The sequence below is a fragment of the Barnesiella propionica genome (assembly GCF_025567045.1).
In the GTDB taxonomy this organism is placed as follows: Bacteria; Bacteroidota; Bacteroidia; order Bacteroidales; family Barnesiellaceae; genus Barnesiella_B; species Barnesiella_B propionica.
On record NZ_JAOQJK010000003.1, the window covers coordinates 41,433 to 60,342 of the forward strand.

Annotated in this window: 16 protein-coding genes; all 16 read right to left on the minus strand. The window is 41.7% G+C overall.

Annotated features, from left to right (window positions below):
* Positions 1–81: 81 nt before the first annotated feature.
* On the minus strand, positions 82–2,847 hold the full coding sequence (locus OCV73_RS04905; RefSeq protein WP_147549795.1) for a putative LPS assembly protein LptD: 2,766 nt from the start codon (positions 2,845–2,847) through the stop codon (positions 82–84).
* An 82-nt stretch (positions 2,848–2,929) separates the two neighbouring features.
* Entirely contained in the window at positions 2,930–3,469 is a 540-nt protein-coding gene (locus OCV73_RS04910; RefSeq protein WP_147549797.1) for an HDIG domain-containing metalloprotein, read from the minus strand.
* A gap of 132 nt (positions 3,470–3,601) precedes the next feature.
* Entirely contained in the window at positions 3,602–3,976 is a 375-nt protein-coding gene (locus OCV73_RS04915) for a rhodanese-like domain-containing protein (RefSeq protein WP_147549800.1), read from the minus strand.
* A complete protein-coding gene (locus OCV73_RS04920; RefSeq protein ID WP_147549803.1) occupies positions 3,973–4,326 on the minus strand; it encodes a MarR family winged helix-turn-helix transcriptional regulator in 354 nt (117 codons plus the stop codon). Before OCV73_RS04920 ends, OCV73_RS04915 begins: the two co-directional genes overlap by 4 nt.
* Positions 4,327–4,791: 465 nt before the next feature.
* The gene (locus tag OCV73_RS04925; protein ID WP_147549806.1) at positions 4,792–7,242 is read right to left on the minus strand and encodes an FAD-dependent oxidoreductase; all 2,451 of its coding nucleotides are present in this window, start codon (positions 7,240–7,242) and stop codon (positions 4,792–4,794) included.
* A gap of 318 nt (positions 7,243–7,560) precedes the next feature.
* Entirely contained in the window at positions 7,561–8,277 is a 717-nt protein-coding gene (locus OCV73_RS04930) for a DinB/UmuC family translesion DNA polymerase (protein WP_262512872.1), read from the minus strand.
* A 27-nt stretch (positions 8,278–8,304) separates the two neighbouring features.
* The gene (locus OCV73_RS04935; RefSeq protein WP_262512873.1) at positions 8,305–8,904 is read right to left on the minus strand and encodes a Y-family DNA polymerase; all 600 of its coding nucleotides are present in this window, start codon (positions 8,902–8,904) and stop codon (positions 8,305–8,307) included.
* Positions 8,859–9,284, minus strand: coding sequence for a LexA family protein (locus tag OCV73_RS04940; protein WP_147549809.1), 426 nt, complete (start codon positions 9,282–9,284; stop codon positions 8,859–8,861). The genes OCV73_RS04935 and OCV73_RS04940 overlap by 46 nt, the downstream gene beginning before the upstream one ends.
* A 128-nt stretch (positions 9,285–9,412) precedes the next feature.
* Positions 9,413–10,435, minus strand: coding sequence for an FAD:protein FMN transferase (locus OCV73_RS04945; RefSeq protein ID WP_147549812.1), 1,023 nt, complete (start codon positions 10,433–10,435; stop codon positions 9,413–9,415).
* Positions 10,436–10,537: 102 nt separating this feature from the next.
* On the minus strand, positions 10,538–11,107 hold the full coding sequence (locus OCV73_RS04950; protein ID WP_147549815.1) for a manganese efflux pump MntP: 570 nt from the start codon (positions 11,105–11,107) through the stop codon (positions 10,538–10,540).
* A gap of 146 nt (positions 11,108–11,253) precedes the next feature.
* Positions 11,254–12,030, minus strand: a complete 777-nt coding sequence (locus OCV73_RS04955; protein ID WP_147549818.1) for a SusE domain-containing protein — start codon at positions 12,028–12,030, stop codon at positions 11,254–11,256.
* 21 nt (positions 12,031–12,051) lie between these two features.
* Positions 12,052–13,653 (minus strand): RagB/SusD family nutrient uptake outer membrane protein, encoded by a 1,602-nt coding sequence (locus tag OCV73_RS04960; protein ID WP_147549821.1) that lies wholly within the window; start codon positions 13,651–13,653, stop codon positions 12,052–12,054.
* A 12-nt stretch (positions 13,654–13,665) separates the two neighbouring features.
* Positions 13,666–16,641 (minus strand): SusC/RagA family TonB-linked outer membrane protein, encoded by a 2,976-nt coding sequence (locus OCV73_RS04965; protein ID WP_147549824.1) that lies wholly within the window; start codon positions 16,639–16,641, stop codon positions 13,666–13,668.
* A 243-nt stretch (positions 16,642–16,884) separates the two neighbouring features.
* Positions 16,885–17,760, minus strand: coding sequence for a helix-turn-helix domain-containing protein (locus OCV73_RS04970; protein WP_147549826.1), 876 nt, complete (start codon positions 17,758–17,760; stop codon positions 16,885–16,887).
* Between the two features lie 113 nt (positions 17,761–17,873).
* The gene (locus OCV73_RS04975; protein ID WP_147549829.1) at positions 17,874–18,416 is read right to left on the minus strand and encodes a hypothetical protein; all 543 of its coding nucleotides are present in this window, start codon (positions 18,414–18,416) and stop codon (positions 17,874–17,876) included.
* Between the two features lie 154 nt (positions 18,417–18,570).
* The gene (locus tag OCV73_RS04980; protein ID WP_147549832.1) at positions 18,571–18,885 is read right to left on the minus strand and encodes a hypothetical protein; all 315 of its coding nucleotides are present in this window, start codon (positions 18,883–18,885) and stop codon (positions 18,571–18,573) included.
* Positions 18,886–18,910: the final 25 nt, after the last annotated feature.

An 18,910-nucleotide genomic window follows, 5' to 3' on the forward strand; every position in this document is an offset into this window, starting at 1 on the left:
GAGCGTGTTGCTCTTTTATGTGGCCGTCGCAATGCTGTTGGCCAACCTTCCGAACCGCAAAGTATTAACAATTCCCTTATGTCAATACCACTGCAACCTGTCATACGTACTGCTATGCTTATCATACTTAAGATCGCTCAGTAACGATGATTTTACACTGATATGAAAATTATACGATTTATAAGGGCCTACCGGGATAAAGCTGGCGCTCATTGTCCAGCAATGCAGGTCGCGGGTTATACCACAATTCATATATGCAATGCGGTTCGTATCGAAATTATAACTGCTGGAAAAATTAAACGACCAGTTTTTCGTCAGGTTTATATTACCTGAGAAACTCAGATTCTGCGTAATACGCCCTTCATATTCCCTTTTCTGTTTATTAAATGCCCCGTATCCGTAATTAATGGAGTAATTGATCGAAAGGCTCCAGGGAACATTCCATTTCATATAACCGTCCGAAGAAAAATCATCCTTATTCTCTTCTTTTTTATTATTCTGCGGCTCTTCCTCCCCGGCTTGCTGTTCATCTGCAAATTCGGGATTAGACGGTACAGAAGCAGACTGATCATCTTTTTTCTTCCGCTTGAAAGTATCGTTATTAAATGTATATGAAAACGATGTTCCCGTCGAACGCAACCGGGCCAAACCTTTCCCGGCCTGTAACCTCGTTTTATTGATACGGGTTCCCTGGTCGTTATAGGTGTACAAGTCCCAGATTGCACTCAGGTTCAGATTGAAATTCTTGGTCAGTCTCAACAAGATAGAGGTATTCAGGTCACTCCATTTCAGGGAGTCGGCCGCCATATTGTACGAAGTCGACAAAGATAATTTTTCTATTAATGAGATTCTTCTTTCTCCTGTGGTGTCTCTATCCGATTTTATCTTCATCTCCAGATTATTATCCAAAGAAAACGAAACCATGCCTTGTTTGCCTTGAGGAGCCGTACCGTATAAATTTCCCGAGAAAGGAGAATATTTACCCTCAAATATCTGGCCGTCCTTTATATAACTATACCGATGATAAAATCCCCAGCCAGGAGAAGAAAAGTCCGGACGAGCGGTAAACGACACCGACGGAGTAAGGACATGGCGTATCATCTTGACTTTGTCCCCGAGAAATTTCATCGGCTGAAAAAAACCGTATATCTTCGTAGACATGCTCACTCCCGCATTGAAATCATAAACATTATAAAAGCCGTAGGTCGTATCTACGGGAACCAGACGGCTCAAGTTTGGATCATAATTCTGAAGTGTCTTCGATGTGTACATACGGTCGTTAAAGCTGATAGTGGGATTGATATTCACATATTTGAATACATTGAATGTAGCTGAAGCCGAAGCCGTATGCCTCATACCGTTTCTCCAGTCTTTTATCAGGTTGGATTTAAAGAACAAGTCTTGTTTTGTCTGGATCGAATTCTGAAAAAGACCGCTATACGTGAGACGTATTTTTTCATACCAGCGTTCATTCCCTACCGGATTTTTACGCTTGAACGGATATATCTGGCTCATTGAAATAGTAAGGTTCGGGAACGATACCGCTACGGTAGAGTCCTGGGTACGCTGGGTGATATTAGCCGTGGTGGAAATGCTGAACGGCGAGTTAGGAAACCGGTAAGTCATATTTACCGATGAACTCTTCGTATTCTCGGTAAAACTATTGCTGAACTGGCTGTTCAGGTCATTACGGGTATAACCGCTGGTCGTAAAATTCACACTGGCAGAGAAACTCATATTAGGATTCGCTTTAGCATCCTGTGTATGTGTCCATGCTACCCTGAAGTTTTTTTGTTTCGAATAATCGGGCATACCTTTATCTCCGGTAATCGTAGTGATAAAGCTCAGATTAAAATTACCAGAGTATTTATATCGTTTTATATATTGCGACTGGGCATTGACACCCCAGGAACCTTTGGTATATATCTCACCCGTTAATGCCAGATCCATATAATCGCTTATGGCAAAATAATATCCGCCATCGCGCAAATAAAATCCCCGGGCCATTTCATCACCGAAAGTAGGGACAATGATACCTGACGAATATTTCTGAGTGAACGGAAAAAAACCGAACGGAACGGCAAGGGGCAACGGAACATCGGCCAGTACCATGTAAGCCGGTCCGGTAACGATATTCTTTTTAGGCCTTAATTTAGCCTGTGTAAGCTGCATATAAAAGTGGGGGTGATCGTGGAGGTCACAGGTCGTATAACGTCCGTTCTGCATAAAATATTCGTTATTCTCCATCTTCTTGGTCTTCCCCCCGGTAAGATAACCTTCGCCCTGCTGGGTAACGATATTGGTAATGAATCCCTTCTTGCTTTTGAAGTTATAACGCATTGTCTTCGATTCATATTCCCCGCTCTTATCTTTGAATACAGGGCTGCCCTGCATTTCTCCCACACTGTCGGGACGACCTACGGCATAAACGATGCTACTATCCATGTTCATGGTTATTTCATTTGCCTGGAGCTCTATATCCTGGTATTTCACCACGCCGTCTCCATACATATAAGCTGTATTTCCACCTGTAAATACGATGGAATCTTTTGCCGAATAATCGACTACGGCATCCAAAGGATTTTTCTTTTTTGGAGGAATACTGTCTACCCGTAAGGAATCGGTAATTAAAGAATCTGACCCGGAACGTAAAGTATCCGGCAATAATCTTCCGGAAGTCTGGGAAGAGCGAGCTGCCGTACGAACCGTACTATCGGTCATCACCGTCCTGTTTACAGGCTGTTCCATACGGTTAGAATACCGTTTTGGCTGTGCACTAAGACGCACGAACAGCAAAGAGCAGAACAATGCTAATATGATGATATAGAACTTATTTCCTGACGACATGCATAAACCTGTTATAGGTTACAAGCTGCAAAATTACACATTTTCCACAACTAACGGGGGGTTTGACTCTATTTAATATATTTTAGAGATGAAACAAACAGCTCCATTCATCAAAACGGGACAAAGATTCTGTACCGTACTTTTGTATGCCCGTCCGTATTTTTTCCACTGTTTTCTCCCGGTCGGGATGAGATTTGGAATAAAATTTATCTGCGTAACATATTATTTTTTCTTCTATGCTCTCCGGCAGCATATCACGAGAGGGAATAGGAAGATTCTGGCGTTCTATATCTTCACGGGAAAGACCTGTTCCTGTATGGCGTTCACAGACCAAAGCATGCCGGGGAAAACCCTCTTTCCTCAATATTTCGGCACCCAGAATACCATGGCATATATAAGGCTCATATCCCCGGCATTCTATTTCAGGCGCATCTGTAAGAAAAACGCCCAAATCATGTAATAATGCCGCTTCCTCCACAAACTTCCGGTCGGCTCCGAGTTCAGGATGCGCATCGACTATGGAAAGCGCTTTATCAGCGACTTTCCGGCTATGGTTCCATACCAAATCATATAAAGGGGTTCCTTTTTTATAATACTTATCGAAAACTGCTTGTGCATCCATATATCCGGTCATATATTTATTATTGACAAAGATATAATTTTCACCCGTTTATTCAGAAGATTTTATTACAATTATAACAATAAAATAAGTTCATCCTGAAAACAAAAATGGTAACGGATTACCCGATTCGCTCTATTTTACGATTTCACCGTTCCAGTTCATTATGCCCCGGTCGAGCTCATACACTTTAAAGCCCATACGGGAAAGTTTTCGGGCCGCATGCTTACTTCTCGCCCCGCTACGGCAATAAACCGCTACCGGCCTCTTCTTATCGAGCGCAGAAATTTGTTTATCGAAATTGATTCCGTTTACATCCACATTAACCGCATTAGGGATATGCCCCGAAGCAAATTCTGCAGGAGTTCGCACATCGACAATCTGGACGGCGGTATCCGCAACCGTTCCGGCAAAATCAATATTATTTTGAGATATGAACTTTGCCGGACTCTGTGTACATGCAGTACCTCCCATCAGGCATGCAAGTATCATTGTATAAAATCGTCTCATCTTTTCAATAAATCGTTAAGTAATTCCGGTGTTTCTATTTCTTCACATTTAATAGATAAGATCAAATCCCGTCCTTTATCCGTAAGAGAAAAATACATCTGGCGTCTGTCCTCCGATCCTATAACACGCTGTACCAGTCCCTTGTTCTCAACTGAACGGATTACCTTCGAAGTATTCGACGAAGTGAGCCCTAAAAGTTCTCCGATCTCTCCGGACGATAGTGTTACGGACTTACACAATGAACATAACGCCATTCCTTCATTTAAACAAATGCCGTACGTTTTTTCAAATCTCGATTCAAAGCAAACTACTGCTCGTTGAATGTCACGTATCTTACACAATTTTTCCATTTTTCTATTCTTATAAACAGCCAGCCGACCGCAGGATTATCCTATTCTTTTGCCGGACTGAAAAGCATCCGTATTATCTATCCTCACTTTATTATTCCATATAACCTGAAAAGCCATTGCGACATGTAATCCCCGGGAAATATGAGAATAATCTTCTGTTCATGCATAACTTATTACCGGTCTTAAATGAAAATCACCGAAACGAAACGCTTCGTACACCTTTTTCTGTACGAAGAGAAAAACGTGTCTTTCCGGCAATCGGCATCTCCCGCATAAGAGATAAATAATAAATGAGCCCGGATGCCGGAACCCGACTCTTTAAGACATCCCATAAACTGTCCCCGATGTTTATTCCTATTTCACTCTGTAAATGCTCATGATAACGTCCGTCCCGATCTTGGGCTTTCAGGATAAAACAACCTTGATCATAACAACTTCGGCCGGAAAATATTTCCCCATATATAATCAAACAAACAAATTCACATTCGCATTTTCGGCACGCTCCATATAAGTTGCCACGCCACCTACGGTCACATCGTCCAACAGTTCTTCACGCTTCACACCCATAACGTCCATAGACATCTGGCAAGCAATGAACTCCACACCGCTGTCAAGAGCCTGTTGCCTTAAAGACTCAAGCGAGTCGATACCTTTCTGCTTCATAATATACCGCATCATCTTATCTCCTATTCCCAGCATACTCATTTTCGAAAGATGCAGCTTCCGTGAACTCGACGGCAACATCATCCCGAACATGCGCCCGAATATATCTTTCTTCACCTTGGGCTTAGCAACTTTCTTAATTACATTCAAGCCCCAAAAAGTAAAAAATATAGAAACCTTCTGCCCTGTCGCTGCCGCTCCGTTAGCAAGGACAAAGGTAGCGAGAGCTTTATCCAGGTCATCACTAAACATAATCAGCGTTTTTGCTTTACCGTTGCACGATGTAACGATCTCACATGTTTTAGGAGAGCCTTTCTCGATAACTACGGTATATTTCCCCTTTTCCTCTGAATTAGATATCAATAAATTCCCCGTAGTATTACACCAGGCCTGCGCATCGCGCGAAAAACCGGCATCCGTCGCTGCTATCTCCACACGTTCCCCTTCTCCTATAGAATCGATCGCCTGTTTTACTTTCATTATCGGCCCCGGGCACTGTAATCCGCAAGCATCTATTTTCACCGTTTTTATCTTTATATTATCCATATTCCCGGTATTCCCTTCTGTTTTACCCTCTTCTAAAACGGATGCGGTTCGGTTGATTACCGGAGCGGTTGCAGCCAGATAAGTCTTATACCCTCCCGAAAGATTCCTCACATTCTTAAAACCTCTTAAAGTGAGAATTTTCAAAGCGAGATAGCCTCTCAGTCCGATGGCACAATATATATAAATTTCCTTGTCGGCCGAAAGCTCATCGATCCGGCTACGGAGTTCTTCAAGAGGGATATTTACCGAACCGGGAATCGCCCCGAATGCAAATTCGTCACGCGTACGGACATCCAGCAACAAAATATTTTTATGATCCATCTGTTGCACCTGGTTCCACATAACAACCGGCATGGCTCCGCTGACGATATTACCGGCTACATAACCGGCTATTGCAACGGGATCTTTTGCCGAGGAAAAAGGAGGGGCATAACAATGTTCTATTTTTGCCAAATCATAGACCGTTCCATTATTCTTGATTGCCAAAGCGATCTGATCTATACGTTTATCTACTCCGTCATAACCGATACACTGTCCCCCGTATAATTTACCGCTACGGGGATCAAACGTAAGTTTGATCGTAAGAGGCAAAGCATCCGGATAATAACCTGCATGAGAAGCCGAATGAGTCGTGGAGCTGGCATATTCGATACCCTGTTGTTTCAGGCGTTTGGCGGCAAGGCCGGTCGATGCGACCGTCATATCGAAAACCTTCGCAACCGAAGTACCTATAGCCCCTTCATATTTTATCCTGTTTCCGAATACCATATTATCTGCAACGATACGTCCCTGCCGATTGGCCGGACCCGCCAGATAATTCAACCAGGGTTTGCCCGTTACAGGATGAGGAAATTCAATAGCATCTCCGATCGCATAAACATCTTTTACCGAAGTTTCAAGATACTCATCGACCCAAATTCCTCCTGTCTCACCAATCTTCAATCCGGCCGCTTTCGCCAACCCTGTTTCCGGGCGTACCCCGATAGAGAGTATAACCATATCGGTTACAAGACTTATCCCGGATGAAAAGGACACTTCTATTTTATCCCCTTTTTTCTCAAACCGTTCGACACTTTCTTCCAGGAATAACCGAACTCCTTTTTGCAAAAGGTGCTGATGGACATGCGAAGCTATAGAAAAGTCGACCGGAGCCATTACCTGGTTGTCTCTCTCCACTACCGATACCTGTGCACCGGCATGAACCAGATTTTCAGCCATTTCCAGCCCGATGAATCCGGCTCCGACTACAACCGCATCTTTTACTTTTGAAGATGTCATATAATTTTTGATACGATCGGTATCTTCCACATTACGTAAAGTAAAAATGCCTGCAGAATCTATTCCTTTCAACGGCGGACGAACGGGAGAGGCTCCCGGCGATAATAGTAATTTATCATAACTTTCGGTATAAACCGAATCATCAGAACGGCGTACCTGTACTATTTTCGCCTCTGTATCGATTGCAAGAACTTCACTTTCGGTTCTCACATCTACATTAAACTTATCACCAAACGTAGCAGGAGTCTGTAAAAACAATTTATCTCGATCCCCGATCGTCCCTCCTATATAGTAAGGCAATCCGCAGTTTGCATAAGATATATACTTTCCCTTCTCGAACATAACGATTTCGGCAAATTCATCTGCTCTTCGCATTCTCGCTGCCGCTGTAGCTCCCCCGGCAACTCCTCCTATAATAACGTATTTCATATTTTATTTTTTTAATATTACACTAAATATTCCTACGGAAATAATTTCCATAAGAATATAACAATGCAAAAATATAAATTATTTTCCAATGGAAAACAAAATAACCGAATATTTTTCATATTCAAAGAACATATAATTCTTCAAATTATTTACATCTAAGATAAACGCCTCGTTGACAACATTTTTACAATAATTCCATTACTATTCCGGAATATACAGGGAATATGATACGCAGCAAACATTCGAGATAATAAATATCGGGGAACCGGAAACGTAGCCAATAAAGCAGATACGACTAAAAACGTTCAGGTCTACAGGTTAATATTCTTTTTTTAACGGAAGTCCTTCATCGGCTTTCACATGGAGGATATCTTTAAAGTTTGTTGTATAACAAGGAGACAGATATTCGTTATGAGGCTTCCACCGGGAGACAATTCCCCGGGCCGCCAGCTTAACCTGGTCCCTGCCCATTTTACGATTTATAGTATCTACAGCATCCATCAATTTCCGGTGGCGTGCCCGGTCCACCTCATCAAAAAGATTCATCTGTATATTTTCTTCCGGCACAATGCGGGAAACAACGACCCCCGCACGTTTATAAGCAATACCATCCCGATAGATACGCCGCAGAGAAAGATTTGCATAATGAACCAATTCCATATCGCTATTCGTAGGAACAGGCAATTCCACCTGAAAAGAATTTACATATTGTTCCATCTCGGTACGGAAACGATTGCTTTGTATATATACCAGCAACGTCCCCGCACACGACTTCTGCCGTCGTAAACGGGCGGCACAATGAGAAGTGAACGTTGCTACTGCCTCCGATAAATTATCAAAGGTAGTTACCATATCTCCAAAAGAACGGGAAGATGTGATACTCTTTTTATCGGGAGATTGTACATCCAGCGAAATACAAGGTTTACCATTCAGTTCCATCCAGGTTTTTTCTCCTTCTACCGTCAGTATTTTTTTTACCCAAGTCTGGGGTAAACGGCTAAAATCGTATGCTGTAACGATCCCTTTTTCCTGCAACAACGGGGCTGTCCGCCTACCTATGCCTCACACCTCATGAATAGGAGTAAAACGAAGGGCATCCCGCAACATATCGCCTTTATCCAACAGACAGGCCCCCCGGAATACGGAGCCCTTTTTCGCAATATGAGAAGCTATCTTGGCCAAAGTCTTGGTAGGTGCGATACCTATACTCACAGGAATACCTATTTGCTTCAAAATTGTCTCCCGGACATGCCGGGCATAACTTTCAAGTTCATCATGCTTTATTCCGTCCAGGGACAGGAATGCCTCGTCTATGGAATAGACTTCCAATTCGGAGGAAAAACGGGATAACAGTTGCATGACCCTCCTCGACATATCGCCATACAGCACATGATTGGCCGAGAACACCGAAAATTTACCCTTTTCTATTACCTGTCTCACCTTGAATACAGGTATACCCATAGGAATGCCGGCAGCTTTAGCCTCGTTACTTCTTGCAATGACACAACCGTCATTGCTGCTCAATACAATGACAGGCCTGTTATTAAGAGACGGATTGAATACCCGTTCACAAGAAACGAAAAAATTGTTGCAGTCCACCAAAGCATACATGGCATTTATCCCCTCTTCATATCTTTTATTACATAGGAAACGACGCCCCACACCTGGAAATTACTGCCCTCGGCCACCCGCAAAGTAGGATATGCCGGATTGGCGGGCATGAGATATAAACCGTCCGGACGTATGGATATGCGCTTAAGGGTAAACTCCCCGTCAATAAAACACACTGCAATGCTTCCATCCAAGGGAGGAAGCGATTTATCTACCAGCAACAGATCACCGTCATTAATTCCGCAGTCCTGCATCGAGCGGCCGGTTACCCTGGCACAAAAGGTTGCCGAAGGATGATGTATCAACTCTTTGTTCAAGTCTATAGAATCGCCAGTATAATCCTGCGCAGGACTCGGGAATCCGGCCGGAACAGCTTGCTCGAGCAGGGCAAGAGTCACTTCTTTATTATTCTCTATTTTCTTTATCTCCATTATACAAATATATACCCGTTTACTACAATCATCCCGATAAAATGCGTTAAAAAGAGGAGGGATAAGACTTAATTCAATACAATATCGTCCGTGAAAACCGAATCCAGAGAGTACACACGTCTCGGTCATTAATTTTCCCGTACCCGTTTCGCAAATCCCGGGGTCATATAATATTCGTTCCCGAGAGTATCGTCTTTTGATGCAAATATAAGTAATGCGTCCAGTTCCGGCTCTGCAGCCAATATCTCTTTACTCCGCTCTACACCCAATACCATGAATGCAGTAGCATATGCATCAGCCGTCATACAATCAGGAGCCATTACCGTAGCACTCAATAACGAATGCCGCACAGGATAACCGCTTGCCGGATCTATCGTATGTGCTACTTTTCTACCGTTTACAAGGTGATAATTCCTGTAATTGCCAGAAGTAGCTACTGCTGCATCGGTAAATCGAATGATCTCTTCTATATCCGAGTTCTGAACATCATTTTCTTCCTGAGGTTTACTGATGCCGACAGACCATAACTCTCCTTTCGGGTTCTTACCCTTCGCAATGATCTCCCCTCCTATCTCGACCAGATAATCCGTAATGCCTTTCTTCTCCAGAAATTTGCCGATGACATCTGTTGCATATCCCTTTGCGATCGCCGAAAAATTAAGCGTTACGCGGTTGTCTTCTTTTATGACCCTGCCGCCCTTCAATTCCACTTTATTCATACCCACTATCTCGAGTAAACTATCGATCATAACCGGAGTTATAGTATCTCCATTTTTAAATCCGAATCCCCATGCGTTTATAAGAGGAGATAATGTAGGGTCAAAAGCCCCTCCGGTTGACTTATATATTTCTTTCGAACGTAAAAATACCGCGCGGAACCAATCATCAACCTCTATACTTTCGTTCCTGTTCACCTTTGAAATAACGGAAGCTTCATTGAAAGGAGAAAGTGATAAATCGAACGCTTCTAATTCCCGCTGTATTTCGGATAACAAATTTTTATCATACCGGTAAGTAACATGATAGACTGTACCGAAAATAAATCCTTCGTCACGTTGATAAACAGGTTTGGCCGAACGGAAAAAATACATCAACAGAAATATTATTACAAACAAAATTGCGGCAACAAGGCCCCGGTTTACACGCCTCATATTTCTTTATCGTTTAATTTATGCACATTTCATACTTAAAAACCAAAAGAACGGAACAAAAAATGTTTTTTATATCAGGGAATATCTCACAACTCTTTAATTTCAGGAAAAATAAAGATGCTCTATTAAGATCTTTACACCTATAAGTATAAGGACAATACCGCCAAACACTTCCGCTGTATGTTGTAAATTCCGTCCGCAGTATCTTCCGATATAAATGCCGGTAAAAGACAAACAGAATGTCGTAATCAATATAATAAGGGTGGGAACGGTCATACTGATATTCAGGAAAGCAAAAGATATTCCCACGGCAAGTGCATCTATACTGGTAGCCAGGGACAACCCTAACAAAGTACGGGTTCCGGAAGGATCGAAGCAGCACAGATCATTCCCTTCTTTTTTTTGCAGTCCTTCATAAGCCATACGGCCTCCCAAAAACAGCAACACGGCAAAAGCAACCCAATGGTCGTAATCCACAATATATTGTCTAAAACTACTACCCAGCAACCAACCCAGTAAAGGCATAACAGCCTGAAATACGGATAAGAAAAAAGCAATCTTCATAGCCCGCCTTACGGGAAATTTTTTCATAACCACCCCACCGGTGATCGAAACAGCAAAACTATCCATCGAAAGACCGATAGCTATCATGATTATTTCAAGTAGATTCATAAGCTGTATTATTCACACTTTTCAGTGCTGCAAAGTAAATAAATTATATTTGTAAACCCAGCCTGTTACCTACAAAAAGAAAAGCCTGCCAAAAATGACAAGCTTTTCCCAAACATAAAACACACAATAACACGAACACAAATCAATTAATCAACAGAAATAGGAGTCATAGTATAAGTTAGTGTATTCAAATCTACTTTCATATGATATCGGCCCTGAGGGGAAAAAGTAATATCTCCTCCTCCCAGCGACAAAGTGCCGGGTCCGCTTCCTGCCCCATAAGAATTACCCTGGGTCCAGTCCGGCATGGTCGTTAATTTAAACTTCACCGCTCCCGAAGGATCATCGGCAACCACGAGATTCAGGTCTCCTTCATATTTATTATTCATACGATATGAGATCAAAGTAGGAGCTTGTTCTATGTTCCATCCCTGATAGTTTCCGGGAACATACAATTTAGGATAATCGATTACCATGGCATAAGGGGTAACCTGTAAATCTACGGGTTCGGAATAGACAAAAACCGAAGGGGTCAGATTTGCCTGCAAACGTATATAAAGAGTTCTTGGCTTTCCGGCTTCTCCGCCCAATATTATAGTTGCCATATTCAATTTGGAAACCTGAATCGATACATAGTCTTTCGTAGATTCTCCCAGAATAATAGGATCGGCAAATTCCTTACTATCATCTACCTGCAAAATAAAAGTAGGGGCTGCCGAAAAACCATAATCTCCCAGTGTCCAAGAGAACGTCTCTGCAATAAAATTCGCCGCATTTTCATTTAATACTAAAGACGGGAAAGCAAGAGGAGAAATCACAGGCGCTTGCTTGAAATCATACGCCGGACTGTCATCATCGTTACAGGAAACCAGGAGCCCCGCCAAAGACAACACAATAAAAATATATTTTATATAAGCTTTCATATACTCATCTTCTTTATTGAATTAATAACCAAAGTTTTGTTGTACACCGGGATTGGCAGCAATTTCCTTGGCTGGTATCGGATACAGCCGGTATTTAGTGTCGGTAGATTTTCCGGCAAGTACCCCGCCTTTCCACGGCCACAAATAATCACCTGTCGTAAATTTCTCAAAACGGATAAGGTCGGTACGGCGATGCCCTTCCCAATAAAGTTCCCGAAGCCGCTCAGCTAATATGACATCCAGATTCACATCTTCTTGAACAAACTGTTTCACACCGGCCCGCTCCCTTAAATAATTCATATATTGCAATCCTAATCCCTGATTCGCGGCACCCCGCCATGCACATTCGGCATACATCAGGTATACATCTGCCAGACGGAATAAAGGAAAATCCGTGTCGGGATACGGATCTGCTCTTCCGGCCTTATTATCCCAGTCTGTAGATAATAAATTAGTAAATTTAATTACACCATATCCGTCCTGATAACGGGTAAGGTCGGTATTTTCCACATTAGCCCCTTCACTAAAGAACAGGGAACGATTATCGTCTGCTTCGAACGACTGCACCAGAGTAGATGTAGAGCGAGGACCGCCCCAACCATCATTTACACCGTATTTCGAAGGCGTCATTTTACCCCCATAAGAACCTATCGTCAAATACATCGTACCTCCGTACGAACGAATAGAATCTTTATCGAAAGGCACAACCATCAAGATCTCTCCTTTACTGCCTCCTCGGGCATACTGATCGTTATCGGCACAGAAAAGGAACTTATAAGTATCGGCCAGACCATGTGTAGCCCCGGTTCCGTACTGAGCTATGATCTTTTCACACTCGGCCGCACACAAACCATATTGCGGAGTACCTGTATAAACTCCGGCATTCAAATATAATTTAGCTCTCAGCATCCACAAAGCACCACGTCCTACGCGTCCGTATTCAGGGTAAAGAGGCAGAGATCCTTCTATATCGTTCAATTCACTTAACAAAAAATTATAAATCTCGAGGCGCGAATGCTGCTTAGGAACATCCATTATTTTATCTTTTTCCGTAACGAAAGAAACGTTCCCGAACAAATCAATGGCATGCCAGTAAGAAAGAGCACGGAGCATACGAACCTCATTACGGTATTTATCTATTTGCGCTGCCAGATCTTCCGAAACATCATTCTTAGCGAGCATCTCGGGAGTAGTATTCCGAAGAAAATCATTACACATGGCTATCTGAAAAAATACACGGCTGTACATTACATAAACAAAACCGTTGGCTGCAGACCAGTTCATCTTGCTCAATTCGGGCAAACCGGCATCATTCCATCCCAGCAAAGCCTCGTCCGTGGGTAATTCCTGCAAATTCCAGTAAGCACGCAAATATTGGGCTTGCCCTTCATCGAACCCAAGTATATCGGGCTTACCGGCAGGTCCTTCCTGTCCCGATACAGCCAGCCCGGCATATACTTTCGCTACAAGCTGTGTATAATATTGAGGGTTCTTACGAAAATCCTCTAACTGAATAATATTATTATCAATAGGTTTCAGGTCCAGATCGTCCAGACAGGAAGAAAGAGCTGCCGACATGCCGAGACACCCGATAACAATATATTTATAAATTGATTTTTTCATACGTTTCAGCATTTAATAATTAATTACTACACCTAATGTATATGTCACTGGACGCGGATATACATTGTTATCTATCCCACTGAATACTTCGGGGTCGAGACCTTTATATTTCGTGATCACAAACGGGTTCTGCACGGCTCCGTATAAGCGAAGTTTCATTTTATTGTTCAGGAGATTATGCCAGGTATATCCCAGAGAGATGTTTTCGCAACGCAGGAAACTCGCATTTTTAAGATAATAATCGCTCATGAACTGGGTATTCTGGAACTTGGCTCCGCGCTTCATCAAGTTACTGGTAATACCCACGCTGTTATAAATAGTAGAATAACTTGAATTCTGGGATAATACGTTATCATATACATAATTTCCGATATTAGCCCTTAGTTGCATACCGAAATCGAAATTGCGGTATTCTATAGAAGTATTAATACTTAAGACCACCTTCGGATCACGGCTCTTGCCGATACGTTTATCGCTTTCGTCTATTATACCGTCCCCGTTCCGGTCTACGTACAGTCCTTCTATGGGATTACCCTCTTTATCGTAAACCTGCTCGTAAAGCAAATAACTGAAAGCCGGATAACCTACCTTATGTGCTTGTACCGTATTTCCGGTCCCACCACCGATACCGCCGACAGGAATAAAATAATCGGCACTGTTGCTCTTATTCAATTTGGTTATTTTATTGGAATTCCAGGCCACATTAAATCCCAGGTTCCAGGTCAGCTCTTTTGTAACTATAGGCTTCGTATTGATATTGAACTCTATACCTTCGTTACGCAGGCTACCAATATTCGTGTATATTTCATTTGTCAGGTTAGAGCCTGCAGGGACAGGGATGAGACTGATAAGGTCGTTAGTTTTCCGGTAATAATAATCAAGAGAACCATTGATTCGGTTATTGAGGAAGCCGAAATCGAAACCGACATTATAGGTAGTCGTCTCTTCCCATTTGATATTCGGATCGTATCCGTTAGGACGAATGGTATAATAATAAGTGTCTCCGAAAGGATAAGCCGCGGTAGGATATCCTAAAGAGAACAAAGGGAGATACGGGAAATAACTGTCGCTTATATCCTGTTGCCCTGTAATACCATAGCCCAAACGTAATTTAAGTTCGTTCATGTAAGAGGTCGCTCTTTCCATAAACGGTTCGTTAATGATCTTCCAGCCTAAAGCTACAGCCGGAAAAGCCCCCCAACGGTTATCTTTCGAGAAACGTGAAGTCGCATCTCCTCGTAAAGTAAAAGTGAAAAGGTAAGTTTCCTTATAGTTATAATTTAGACGCCCAAAAAACGAAAGCAATTGAAGATGATCGGCCGCGCTGGTATAGTACCAGGGGGCATTATCGGGCATAAGCGTTGTATTCGTACTGCTTTCCTTATGAAACCGTTGCCAGGAATAGCCACCCATTACGTCTATTTTACTTTCTATAGATTCAATATTCTTAGTATAATTCAGGTAAAAATCAAGTAAAAGATTCCACTTTTTCTGGAATAAACGTTCGTCTTGCCCCAGACCTATTTTCTTGTTTTCTTTATAAGTAATAGGAGTATTAGGTTCCATAATATTATGCTGAACGCTTTTCAACACGTCATATCCCATATTCAGATTTGCTCTCAAATCGGGAAAAAACGGTAATATATAATCCAGTTGCAAATTACCCACACTCCTGTAAACATTCGCTTTCATAGAACGGCCGTCTAACAATGAAACAGGGTTTAAAGGAGAAATGCCTATAAGATTGGTAGTCCCCGGCTGGAACCACATAAAATATCCGTTACCGACTTCTTGTCCGGGTACTTTAACCGGCTGTGTCGGGTCAAAAGCTACCGCCCCGCCGATCGCGGCCTCATCTGCAAAACGATTATGCAAATAGAATCCTTTTACGTTCGCTGTAACACTCAATGTATTGTCAAAAAACTTCGGAGTAAGAGTGATAGATGCGGTAGCGCGATCCATCGCCGAGGTTTTAAGAATACCGTTCTGGTTGGTATAAGTCACCGCTACCCGATAAGGCAACGCTTTGAGAGTGCCGCCCACACTCAAATTATAATCCGAACTTACCGATGTCCGCAGTACTTCATCCTGCCATTTCGTATTACTTTTACCTAATAATGCATAGGCCCCACTATTTTCTCCAAACTGACGGGCAATCACCTCGCGAAACTCATTCGCATCCAATACCCCTACCGTATTACGGGGAGTATTCACATACATATTGGCCGAGAAATTGATCTGGGGAGCACCGCTCTGTCCTTTCTTGGTCGTAATGATGATTACGCCATTCGAAGCCCTCGAACCATAAATAGCCGTTGCCGAAGCATCTTTGAGTATTGTAAAGGTCTCTATGTTATCGGGAGAGATCATACTTAACGAATTATTCATACCCGTGACTCCCGAATTGTCAATAGGCACACCGTCTATTACGATAAGAGGATCGTTCGTAGCGTTCAGAGAAGAACCTCCACGAATACGTATATCTCCGCTACCTTCGGGTCGCCCTCCATTCAGTGTTACCACAACACCCGGAGTTTGCCCTACTAAAAGATCCTGAACCGACGTAGCCAGTCCCGATGAGACTTCATCAGGTTTTACCACGGTCAATGAACCTGTAGCATCACTCTTTTTTACCATACCATAACCGATAGCAACTACTTCATTAAGGGCTATCGCATTTTCCTGCAATACTACTGTTATCTGCGTACGGTTCTCTACAGGTATTTCCTGTGAATTATATCCTATATACGAAACTACCAATACTGCACTTCCGGGTACATTAATTTTAAACTTGCCGTCAATATCGGTCATTGTTCCACCTGTTATACCTTTCGGAATAATATTTGCTCCGATGATAGGCTCTCCTTGTGAGTCGATGACCCGGCCCTGAACCGTTATCTCCTGCGCCATGCCTGTAAAAGCCATACATACTCCTATCAGCAGGAGCAGCCATACTTTCCGGCTTTTTTTTCTACAAATGCTTTCCATGCAAAAGTCATGTTTTAAAATGTTTTACAATCCGTTCCAATTAAATGCAGGCACATTTTTAAATCATATTTTTTACGCCAAAATATTTACGTCTGCATTGCATATCTCTTAAACACTATGTATCTTTTTTTGTTTGGCATTATCTATTTTTTAAGAATATTAAATTACAGAAAAAAATAAAAAACCGTTCCGGAAAAGACATTCCGGAACGGTCTACAAAAAAACATGACGAACTTATACTTACTAATTAATACGTGCCATCTTATAGAAAGTTTTTGGAGACATACCGTACTCCCTTAAGAAGAGTGCATGAAATCTTTTATAAGAAGAAAAACCTGCACTGGCAACTATGGTTGTCAAAGGGGTATATATGGAATAAGGAATCAGGTTACGCACATGATTCAATCTCAGCCAGTCGATATAATCTTCAAAAGAATAAATGCTACTTCCGTTATTCACTGCATATCTGATATCCGATTCCGTCACAGCCAAACGACGGGCTACATCACTGCACAAGAGCCCGGGATCGGTATATAATACTTCCGTTCTCATAAGATTCCGCAAATCTCTCATCAACTCGTTATCACATAATTCAAAATAATGACTGCCAAGTAATTCGCCCTGAGTCTGATACAATTCAGAACAAACATCCTCATTCATCGAAATATGATGAAAAAGAGAATTCTGCCTCAAAATCAACCGACGCTGATATACCGCATACAAACACAAATTCAAAGGAATAAAAAAGGCTATTCCCATTGCCACTGAAAACGTGTCCCCTACAAGATTTCCCATAACTATTTCACGAGAATCTTCCGAAACTCTAATTTCAGAAGGAATACTCATAATATAGTTTCTGGCCCGGTTAAGGTCAGAGAATTTAACAGATAATCCTTTATATTGTTCTGAAGGTACCTTTATTAACTTATCTATTAATAAAGAAAAACTTAAAGGTTTCGAAGATATTGAAGGCAATCTTTGAGAAAGGACGATAGTCACTCTGTCGTTATGCAACAGATTCTTCCATAGATTATCTGCTTTTAAAGCCGGACATCCGAATATATTGAAAAGATATACGCAGATTATAATATATAAAGATATCTTTATAATACGTCTCATATTAAATCATATAAATTGATTATACATTTTTCATCGCTTTTTTTGTTATTTAATATAGGATGAAAAGAGAATATCCCGCCGATTCCCACCGGTGAAATATTTCTCTCGTAACTTCATAAAGCTTTGGATTTTACTTTATCCACGGCTTCGGCCAATTTCGCAGCTTCATCACCATATAAGCTGATCTGAGGCATAACAGGTTCGTAAGAAAAAGGGATGAATTCAAAAACCTGGATACATGCGAACTTACGATCAGCAGTAACACCCATCGATAATTTCACTCCGGCTTTATTTCCGGTTATCAATTTCAAAGTTGCGATGTTATCGAACTGACGGTCTTCGACCATTCGTTTTAACCTAACCACTTCCTGGGAATCAAATAAAATATCTGTTTGGGACAAAACATCTCCTGTCGCTTTATAAATAACAGTCTTTTTCCCGAGTGCCAGTTTTATGACACCATAGACAATCATAGCTACCCCTGCTACAAGGAGAGCGAGCTTTAAAGACGACTGAGGATCGGTTACCACACTTGATAATGCAAATGCTGCTACGGCGATAATTACCGAAACCAATCCTTTAACTGACAAACTTTTTTTAACCGATATATCTTTATTTGCAGGAAATACCTGCGCTACACGTTCTTGAGTTTCCATTTTTATATGCTTGATTTAAAAATTTCTGTATTAAATTTAAATAATCCGGAATGTTATTCATTCCTCAGTTCAGGTATAAATATATACCGTCATCGTCATGATTATAAATCACATAATCATAACAACCTATCGAAATATTAAAATACAGAAAAAACTAAATCCGCATACGGCAAAGGGCATACAAATAATGTCCGTTACCTCTCAAAAGAGATTGATATAATGCGCTTTCAATAGAAGAGCTTTTTAATTTAAGCCCGAAAACAAAAGATTTGAATTGACTAACATCGGGTAATGAAGGAGTTATACGAGATAAAATCCTGAAAAACGGACCGTTGCCAGATTGCTCAACCGTATGGCATAAGCCATTAACATCTAAAGCGATAATTGAAAACTGAGATTGTCCTTTTTCATCATCAGTACACGATAATGTACCTGCGACTTCCCTCCCTACGGATTCTGTTTCAGGCATAAACACCCCCGCTGTGTTTACGAAA

What these genes read in the sequence shown, in the direction of transcription:
- OCV73_RS04905 (WP_147549795.1), bottom strand. Translation starts at nt 2,847, where the DNA reads ATGTCGTCAGGAAATAAGTTCTATATCATCATATTAGCATTGTTCTGC.
- OCV73_RS04910 (WP_147549797.1), bottom strand. Translation starts at nt 3,469, where the DNA reads ATGGATGCACAAGCAGTTTTCGATAAGTATTATAAAAAAGGAACCCCT.
- OCV73_RS04915 (WP_147549800.1), bottom strand. Translation starts at nt 3,976, where the DNA reads ATGAGACGATTTTATACAATGATACTTGCATGCCTGATGGGAGGTACT.
- OCV73_RS04920 (WP_147549803.1), bottom strand. Translation starts at nt 4,326, where the DNA reads ATGGAAAAATTGTGTAAGATACGTGACATTCAACGAGCAGTAGTTTGC.
- OCV73_RS04925 (WP_147549806.1), bottom strand. Translation starts at nt 7,242, where the DNA reads ATGAAATACGTTATTATAGGAGGAGTTGCCGGGGGAGCTACAGCGGCA.
- OCV73_RS04940 (WP_147549809.1), bottom strand. Translation starts at nt 9,284, where the DNA reads ATGGAGATAAAGAAAATAGAGAATAATAAAGAAGTGACTCTTGCCCTG.
- OCV73_RS04945 (WP_147549812.1), bottom strand. Translation starts at nt 10,435, where the DNA reads ATGAGGCGTGTAAACCGGGGCCTTGTTGCCGCAATTTTGTTTGTAATA.
- OCV73_RS04950 (WP_147549815.1), bottom strand. Translation starts at nt 11,107, where the DNA reads ATGAATCTACTTGAAATAATCATGATAGCTATCGGTCTTTCGATGGAT.
- OCV73_RS04955 (WP_147549818.1), bottom strand. Translation starts at nt 12,030, where the DNA reads ATGAAAGCTTATATAAAATATATTTTTATTGTGTTGTCTTTGGCGGGG.
- OCV73_RS04960 (WP_147549821.1), bottom strand. Translation starts at nt 13,653, where the DNA reads ATGAAAAAATCAATTTATAAATATATTGTTATCGGGTGTCTCGGCATG.
- OCV73_RS04965 (WP_147549824.1), bottom strand. Translation starts at nt 16,641, where the DNA reads ATGGAAAGCATTTGTAGAAAAAAAAGCCGGAAAGTATGGCTGCTCCTG.
- OCV73_RS04970 (WP_147549826.1), bottom strand. Translation starts at nt 17,760, where the DNA reads ATGAGACGTATTATAAAGATATCTTTATATATTATAATCTGCGTATAT.
- OCV73_RS04975 (WP_147549829.1), bottom strand. Translation starts at nt 18,416, where the DNA reads ATGGAAACTCAAGAACGTGTAGCGCAGGTATTTCCTGCAAATAAAGAT.
- OCV73_RS04980 (WP_147549832.1), bottom strand. Translation starts at nt 18,885, where the DNA reads ATGCCTGAAACAGAATCCGTAGGGAGGGAAGTCGCAGGTACATTATCG.